We start from the raw sequence: 8,245 nt of genomic DNA on the forward strand, positions 1-8,245 counted from the left end.
GCCGAAGACGCCCCTGCCGCCGCGGAAACCGTTGCCGCGACGCCCGAGCCGGTGAGCACCCTGCCCGCTCCCGACCAGCAGACCTTCACGACGGTCTTTGCGGCCGCATGCGAGGACGCCAAGCCGGTCAACACCGCCGTCTGCAAGCGCGCGGGCCTCGGTTCGAAGGACGTCGTCTGCGAATACGGTCTCGGCGATGACGAATACCTGCGTAACAAGGCGACCCTTACCGCCAACGAAGACAACACCGGCTGGGTTCTTGCCGACCCGACCACCGTCTGCGCCGCGACCGGCGCGTAATCACAGCATTCTGAGCCAGTAGGACACACGCATCATGGCCACCGCACCCAAGCTTAACCAGAGCCCCAACGGCACCATCAGCCAGGTCATCGGCGCCGTCGTCGACGTCCAGTTCGAAGGCGAACTGCCGGCGATCCTGACCGCGCTCGAGACCAAGAACGGCGACAACACGCTGGTTCTCGAAGTCGCGCAGCACCTCGGTGAAAACACCGTCCGCACCATCGCAATGGACGCGACCGAAGGCCTCGTCCGCGGGCAGGAAGTCGTCAACACCGGTGCGCAGATCTCGGTTCCGGTCGGCCCGAAGACGCTCGGCCGCATCATGAACGTCGTCGGCCAGCCGATCGACGAAATGGGCCCGATCGGTGCCGAAAGCTCGGCCCCGATCCATGCCGAAGCCCCGCTGTTCATCGACCAGTCGACCGAAGCGGCGATCCTGGTCACCGGCATCAAGGTTATCGACCTGCTCGCACCCTACGCCAAGGGCGGCAAGATCGGCCTGTTCGGCGGCGCCGGCGTGGGCAAGACCGTGCTGATCCAGGAACTGATCAACAACATCGCCAAGGGTCACGGCGGCGTGTCGGTTTTCGCGGGCGTCGGTGAACGTACCCGCGAAGGTAACGACCTCTACCACGAATTCCTCGACGCTGGCGTTATCGCCAAGGACGCCGACGGCAAGCCGACTTCGGACGGTTCGAAGGTGGCACTGGTGTTCGGCCAGATGAACGAGCCCCCGGGCGCCCGCGCCCGCGTCGCGCTCTCGGGCTTGACCATGGCGGAATACTTCCGCGACGTCGAAGGCCAGGACGTGCTGTTCTTCGTCGACAATATCTTCCGCTTCACCCAGGCGGGTTCGGAAGTGTCGGCACTGCTCGGCCGTATTCCTTCGGCTGTGGGCTACCAGCCGACCCTGGCGACCGACATGGGCAACTTGCAGGAACGCATTACCTCGACCACCAAGGGTTCGATCACCTCGGTGCAGGCGATCTACGTTCCCGCGGACGACCTTACCGACCCGGCGCCGGCGACCTCGTTCGCCCACTTGGACGCGACCACCACGCTGTCGCGCGCCATTTCGGAACTCGGCATCTACCCGGCGGTCGACCCGCTCGACTCGACCTCGCGCGTGCTCGAACCGCGCGTCGTCGGTGCGGAGCACTATGAGACCGCCCGTCGCGTCCAGGAAACGCTGCAGAAGTACAAGAGCCTGCAGGACATCATCGCCATTCTCGGCATGGACGAACTGTCGGAAGAAGATAAGCTGACCGTCGCCCGCGCGCGCAAGATCCAGCGCTTCCTTTCGCAGCCGTTCCACGTGGCCGAAGTGTTCACCAACATCCCGGGCGTGTTCGTCCAGCTCGAAGACACCGTGAAGTCGTTCAAGGCGGTTGTTGACGGCGAATACGACCACCTGCCGGAAGCTGCCTTCTACATGGTTGGCGGCATCGACCAGGCGGTTGCCAAGGCCAAGAAGCTGGCCGAGGACGCGTAAGGACATGGCCCTCCACTTCGAACTCGTCACGCCGGCCAAGCTGGTCCGCTCGGAAGACGTCCACATGGTGGTCGTCCCCGGCGCGGAAGGCGAATTCGGCGTGCTTGAGGGCCACGCGCCCTTCATGTCCACCATCCGCGACGGTGCAGTGCAGGTCTACAAGACCGAAGGCGCCGCACCTGAAGTGATCGAGGTCCGCGGCGGCTTCGCCGAGGTTGGCGAGAACGGGTTGACCGTACTGGCCGAACACGTCGAAGGCTGACGGTTCCGGACATCAAGGAAATGAAAGGGCGGCCCGCGGGTCGCCCTTTTCGTTATGGGCTGGCGATCCGCAAGCGCTTTTGCGGGGCGTTGGCTACCTGCCTCTGGGCAATGCGGCAAGGAAGGCCAGGTAGTCACGAGAAACATCGGGGGTGAAGTGGACCCCGTCATGGGTGTGGCCAACCAGCCGAGGTGCTGGCGCCCAATGCGCGCCGGTCTGCTCAGCCAGCTTCGCGAAATCATGCGAAAGCTTGGCAATGGTGTCCGGGTCGTAGAACTTCCCGAGTGTTTCTTTATCCGGCTCAACCGCCCAAATTTCCATGAGGTATGTGCGCTGAGGGCCGCAATGTTCGACCACGCGCTCAACACTGGCAAGTGAGGCTTGCGTATCAATAGCCCACGGTTGGCTATCGTTGACCCCCAGGGCAAACACCAACGGCGCATCGCTGACGCTGCATAGAACGCTGGCCATCCGCTCCAGCTCACGCGTGGTTGCTCCATTATAGCCAATGAACAACGCGTCGTCGGTTGGTACGGCGTTTCGCACCCGACTATCGCCGAGAACAATTCGATCGGCAAATGGTGCGCGAATGAACGCCCCTGCGGTATCGAGAAGGGAATAGCGGTACCCGGGATAAGGCGCGATCGCCCAAGCCGCGATTGTTCCTAGCAACCCCACACAGATCACCAGCATCCAACCTGCAGCAACGAGGCCTTTTCTTGATCGCCAGCTCATAGCTATTTTCCTATGGAATCAACCGCCAAGAAAACGTGAATCAAGTGCCATCCACTGAACACGCCTGAAGGTTAATTAACCAACTCGCCATCAGGATAGGGGCAAACAGAGGGAAACAAACACTCCCATGGTCACCTCAACGCCCAAGGCGAAGACACCTTCCTGCCAATGGAACGGCTCCCACGCCGACTGGCTGGCTTTCGGTTTGCTCGCAGTAGCGACCCTGATCATACGCGCTCCATGGTTTGGTGACGCCAATGCCGACATCGACGAGCAACTCTATTCGCTGATCGGCAACGCCATGACGCAAGGTGCGCTGCCCTACGTAGACTTGTGGGATCGCAAGCCATTCGGACTGTTCGCGATCTATGCTGTTGCCCATGCCGTTGGCGGCCCGGGACCGATAGCGTATCAGATGCTCGCTGCGCTGTTCATTTTCGCCAGCGCGATGATGGGTTTCACCCTTGCGCGTTGCCTCGTAGACCGCGTGACGGCGTTTGGGGCGGGCTTTCTGATCATCGCGCTGATGTCCACCTATGGCGCGCTTTCTGGCAACTCTGAGGCCTTTTTCGTACCGATGATGGTCGCGATGGCGCTGCTGGTCCGCAACCATGACCATCCACAGGCCGTAAGGCGCGCAGTTTTGGCAATGCTGATTGGCGGCCTTGCCTTACAGGTCAAGTACACCGCCATTCCCCAATGCCTGTTCTTCGGTCTGTGGGTGCTTTGGGGCGCGCACAGGAATGGCGCCGCTATGCCACGCCTCGTTGCCTTGGCGGCCGCCTTTGGCGCCCTTGGCCTTCTGCCGACCGCACTGGTAGCGGGAGGTTATGCCCTTACAGGGTACTGGGACGCGTGGTTGTTCGCCAACATCACTTCATTCTTCGACCGCATGCCTTCCGATGCGGGTCGACTATACACGGACCTGGTATTGTTCTTGATGCCGCTGGTGCTGCTGGCAGCCGGTGGGATGTATGCCGCAGTGCGGATGACCCCGCCACGTGATCGGCAAACTTACATGTTCTACCTGCTCTGGTTCGTCGCGTGCCTGGCGACAATCTTCCTTCCCGCAACAGTATATCGCTACTACTTTGCAGCAGTCGTCCCGGCGACAGTACTGGTGGCATTACCGCTGCTCGATCGTCGTGGACCCGCCGGCATCGCGCCCTTGGTACTGCTGGTTGCAGGGGCAAGCTATATTCTATTCTTGCCGCATCAGATCCAGCAGTCGCAGACCCAGCGCGCTGCGCTCGACCGGCTCGCCCACGCAATTTCCGCCAAAGTCGACAGCAAACAGAACTGCCTTTGGGTCTATGATGGTCCGACATCGCTTTATCGATTGTCTGGTAGTTGCCTGCCAACGCGGTTCATTTACCCCGATCACCTCAACAACCTGCTTGAGAGCGGTGCGCTAGGCGTTTCGCAAACTGCCGAAGTGGCTCGCATTCTCGCAACGAAACCCCCAGTGATCGTCACCGCAGACACGGCGTTCACACCGCAAAACAAGAACACCGAGGCGCTGGTCAAGGCTGCGATCGACCGTGACTACTTGGAGATCGCAGACGAGACCTTACACAAGCGCAAGATTCGCGTTTGGGCGCGACGGGCTGCCGACTCCCCCTCCGCCAAAATGCTCGACAGCAACAACCCCCGCAAAGAACCATAGGGAGACTGCACTTGAAACTCGTATCCATGCTGGCCATGGCCGCCGCCATGACGCTGGCAAATCCTGTTTCCGCCGCCGCCGATGACGGCATTCCCGGTCCGGCCGAGGACCCCAATATCTGGCTTGAAGACGCCCGTAGCGAGAAAGCGCTCGACTGGGTGCGTGCGGAGAACGAACGCACGCTCGGCCTGCTCGCCAAGGACCCGCGTTTCGAGGAACTGAAGGCCGAAGCGCTGGCGATCTACGACAGCGAGGACAAGATCCCCTTCGTCTCGATCCGCCCCGACGGCCTCTACAATTTCTGGCAGGACAAGGCGAACCCGCGCGGCCTGGTGCGCCGGACCACGCTTGAGAGCTATCGCACCGAGACCCCCGCATGGGAAACCGTGCTGGACGTCGATGCACTGGCCAAGGCTGAGGGGCGCGAGTGGGTCTACAAGGGTTCGACCTGCATGCCGCCCGCACAGCGGCTGTGCATGATCGCGCTATCGGATGGCGGCAAGGACGCCAGCATCCTGCGCGAGTTCGACATGCAGACGAAAAGCTTCGTCGAGGGCGGCTTTACGCTGGAGAACGAGAGCCAGGGCGGCATCGAGTGGCTCGACCAGGATACGCTGCTCGTCAGCCGCGATTTCGGCGAGGGCACGCTGACCGACAGCGAATATCCGCTCAGCTCGCGGCTGTGGAAGCGCGGCACCGATATTGCCGACGCGCCCGAACTGTTCCGCGGTGAAACCAGCGACGTCTGGTCGGCTGCCAGCCTGCTGCGCGACGGGGCCGGCACGGTCCACGGGATGACCGCCTTCCGCGCGGTGAGTTTCCATGAAACCGAGTATTATTTCCAGAAAGACGGCGAATGGCTGCGGCTCGACATACCGCTCAAGGCTTCGCCCTACGGCATCGTCGACGGACACCTGCTGTTTTCGACCGATGTCGACTGGGAGACGCAGGGTCAGACCTTCCCCGCGGACTCGCTGGTCGCGGTCGAGCTGGAGGCGTTCAAGGCTGATCCCAATGGTGCACCCAAGACATTGGTCTGGGCACCCGGCGACCGGCAGACCAAGCAGGGTGCCACGATCACTTCGGACAGCCTCTATGTCGCACTGCTCGACAATGTGCGCGGCAAGGTGGTGAAATTCGATTTCGCCGATGGCGCCTGGACAGAAAGCGCCGTCGACCTGCCTGAAAACGCGACGATCTCCGTCGCAGCCTCGTCCGACGAGCGCGATGAAGTGATGTTCACCGTCACCGATTTCCTCAACCCCACGCGCCTGTTCTATCTCGATGGCAACACTGGCTCGATGGAAGTGCTCAAGACCTCGCCCTCCTATTTCGACGCGGCGGGCATGTCGGTCGAACAGTTCGAGGCGACGAGCAAGGACGGGACCAAGATCCCCTATTTCGTGGTCAAGCCCAAGGGCATGATCCTCGACGGGACTAACCCCACCCTGCTGACCGGCTATGGCGGCTTCCAGGTTCCGCGTCTGCCGAGCTACCTCGGTTCGATCGGCAAGATGTGGCTTGAGCGCGGCGGGGTCTATATCCTCGGCAATATGCGCGGCGGCGGCGAATTCGGGCCGATGTGGCACCAGAGCGCCATCCGCGAAAACAAGCAGCGCACCTGGGACGATTTCATCGCAATCGCCGAAGATGCAATCGCGCGGAAGATCACCAGCGCGGAACATCTCGGCATCCAGGGCGGTTCGCAGGGCGGATTGCTAGTCGGCACGGCAATGACGCAGCGCCCGGACCTGTTCGGCGGGGTGATCGTGCAGATCCCGCTGTTCGATATGCTGCGCTACCACCTGATCGGTCGCGGTGCATCGTGGATCGGCGAATATGGCGATCCACGTATCCCCGAACAGCGTGCCTGGATCGAAGGCTATTCGCCCTATCAGAAGATCGTCTCGGGCGTGGATTACCCGACTCCGTTCCTGTGGGCCTCGACAGCCGACGATCGCACCCATCCGGCCCATGCCCGCAAGGGCGCGGCCAAGCTCAAGGCGCTGGGCCAGCCCTATTACTATTACGAGGAAATGACCGGCGGCCATTCGGGCGGCGTGGACAATGACCAGCGTGCGCAGCTGCAGGCGCTGCAGTTCATCTACCTGCTCCAGCGGCTGGCGGACTGATCCCAGCCTTTGCGCAAACAAAAGGGCGGCCGTTGTGCCGCCCTTTTTCGTTCAGCGGGGGCTACGGGTCGGTGCGTGGAAATCGGGCGGCTTGTCCGACACCCACTTGACGAACCTGGCAAGCGCATCGTTTTGCAGCAGAACCGTGCGATCCTCACCGATCCGCGCGAGTTCGGCATTGCTGAAATTGGCATGGATCGCGCGGTGGCAGATCGGATGGACGGGGACGGTGAAGCGGCCCTTCTTCGTTTTTGGCACCGGGTGGTGAAGCTCGGTCCGCGTCCCGATGGGACGGGTGCATAGCCAGCAGGTCGTGCGCCCCTCGCTCAGTCCTTCTTCTCCGCCGCCTTTTTCTTTTTCATCGCATCATGGAAGCGGTCGGCCCAGCCCTGCTTCACCAATTGTTCCGCGCGGACCATGCGCAGATCCCCGGCGCCGACGTCACGGCTGACCGCGCTGCCAGCCGCGACGATCGCGTCTGCGCCGATGGTAACCGGCGCGATCAGCGCGCTGTTCGAACCGATGAACGCACGCTCGCCGATCACGGTCTTATGCTTGAAATAGCCATCGTAATTGCAGGTGATCGTCCCGGCACCGATATTGGCGCCCGCGCCGATTTCCGCGTCGCCGAGATATGTCAGGTGATTGGCCTTCGCTCCCTCGCCCAGGACCGTCTTTTTCATTTCGACGAAATTGCCGACCTTGCTGCCCTTTTCCATCACTGCTCCGGGCCGCAGGCGGGCATAGGGACCCACTTCGCAACCCTCGCCCACTGTCGCACCTTCGAGATGGCTGAAGGCGCGGATCGTCGCGCCGCTCGCAACCTTGACGCCGGGGCCGAAGACGACATTGGGTTCGATCGTCACGTCAGCCGCCAATTCGGTATCGTAGCTGAAGAACACCGTTTCCGGGGCACGCAGGGTAACGCCCGCCTCCATCGCCTCCTCGCGCCGCAGACTCTGCCATTGCGCCTCGGCGGCGGCCAGCTCGCCGCGCGAATTGATGCCCTGAACCTCGGCTTCCGCGGTTTCGACGAATGCGCTCACACGGCCATCGGCCAATGCGGTCATCACGATATCGGGCAGGTAGTATTCGCCTGCGGCATTGTCGTTGCCGATACGCCGCAAGAGCGCGAAAAGATCACTCGCCCGTACGGCCAGCATCCCCGAATTGCACAAGTCGACCTTTCGCTCTGCAGGGTTAGCGTCCTTGAACTCAACCATCTTGGCAATGGTCTTGCCATCTTCGCTGATCACCCGGCCATAGGCGCCCGGATCCCGCGCACGGAACGCCAGCACCACCGCAGGTGGGGCGTCAGCCTCATGCAGCCGGTCGAGCATCCTTTGCATGGTCGCAGCCCGGACGAAGGGTACATCGCCGTAGAGCACCAGCACATCGCCGTCGAAACCCGTCAGAGTCGCCTCTGCCTGTTGCACCGCATGCCCGGTGCCAAGTTGCGGTTCCTGCAGCGCGATGGTCGCACGCGTGCCCACCGCTGCCTCGATCTGTTCACGCCCGTGCCCGGCCACCACAACGGTATGCTTTGGGCCCAATTCACCGACACTCGCCAGCACATGCTCGAGCATGGACTTGCCAGCGATCGCGTGAAGCACCTTGTGCGTCCCGCTCTTCATGCGGGTGCCCTTGCCGGCTGCACG

The 8,245-nt window shown here is 62.2% G+C and carries 8 protein-coding genes; 5 read left to right on the forward strand and 3 right to left on the reverse strand.

The features are described 5' to 3' along the window. The 3 genes from AAFM29_RS13950 to AAFM29_RS13960 form a co-directional block, all read left to right on the forward strand. Window positions 1–300, forward strand: a 300-nt coding sequence (locus AAFM29_RS13950) for a hypothetical protein (RefSeq protein ID WP_341713396.1), incomplete at its 5' end; no start/stop codon positions are given. Window positions 301–334: 34 nt separating this feature from the next. Then, a complete protein-coding gene (atpD, locus tag AAFM29_RS13955) occupies window positions 335–1,792 on the forward strand; it encodes a F0F1 ATP synthase subunit beta (RefSeq protein ID WP_341713397.1) in 1,458 nt (485 codons plus the stop codon). A gap of 4 nt (window positions 1,793–1,796) precedes the next feature. Beyond that, window positions 1,797–2,054 (forward strand): ATP synthase F1 subunit epsilon, encoded by a 258-nt coding sequence (locus AAFM29_RS13960; RefSeq protein ID WP_173212233.1) that lies wholly within the window; start codon window positions 1,797–1,799, stop codon window positions 2,052–2,054. A 93-nt stretch (window positions 2,055–2,147) separates the two neighbouring features. Here AAFM29_RS13960 and AAFM29_RS13965 read toward each other — a convergent pair whose 3' ends face one another. Next, on the reverse strand, window positions 2,148–2,789 hold the full coding sequence (locus tag AAFM29_RS13965; protein ID WP_341713398.1) for an SGNH/GDSL hydrolase family protein: 642 nt from the start codon (window positions 2,787–2,789) through the stop codon (window positions 2,148–2,150). 127 nt (window positions 2,790–2,916) lie between these two features. Here AAFM29_RS13965 and AAFM29_RS13970 point away from each other — a divergent pair, with 127 nt between their 5' ends. Together AAFM29_RS13970 and AAFM29_RS13975 are read left to right on the forward strand one after the other, a co-directional pair. After that, the gene (locus AAFM29_RS13970) at window positions 2,917–4,455 is read left to right on the forward strand and encodes a hypothetical protein (RefSeq protein WP_341713399.1); all 1,539 of its coding nucleotides are present in this window, start codon (window positions 2,917–2,919) and stop codon (window positions 4,453–4,455) included. 11 nt (window positions 4,456–4,466) lie between these two features. Beyond that, a complete protein-coding gene (locus tag AAFM29_RS13975) occupies window positions 4,467–6,587 on the forward strand; it encodes a prolyl oligopeptidase family serine peptidase (protein ID WP_341713400.1) in 2,121 nt (706 codons plus the stop codon). Window positions 6,588–6,638: 51 nt separating this feature from the next. Here AAFM29_RS13975 and AAFM29_RS13980 read toward each other — a convergent pair whose 3' ends face one another. After that, entirely contained in the window at window positions 6,639–6,845 is a 207-nt protein-coding gene (locus AAFM29_RS13980; RefSeq protein WP_371830754.1) for a hypothetical protein, read from the reverse strand. Window positions 6,846–6,913: 68 nt separating this feature from the next. Then, a partial coding sequence (gene glmU / locus AAFM29_RS13985; protein ID WP_341713401.1) for a bifunctional UDP-N-acetylglucosamine diphosphorylase/glucosamine-1-phosphate N-acetyltransferase GlmU occupies window positions 6,914–8,245 on the reverse strand: 1,332 nt, incomplete at its 5' end.

This window comes from Erythrobacter sp. (assembly GCF_038133525.1).
Taxonomy (GTDB): Bacteria; Pseudomonadota; Alphaproteobacteria; order Sphingomonadales; family Sphingomonadaceae; genus Qipengyuania.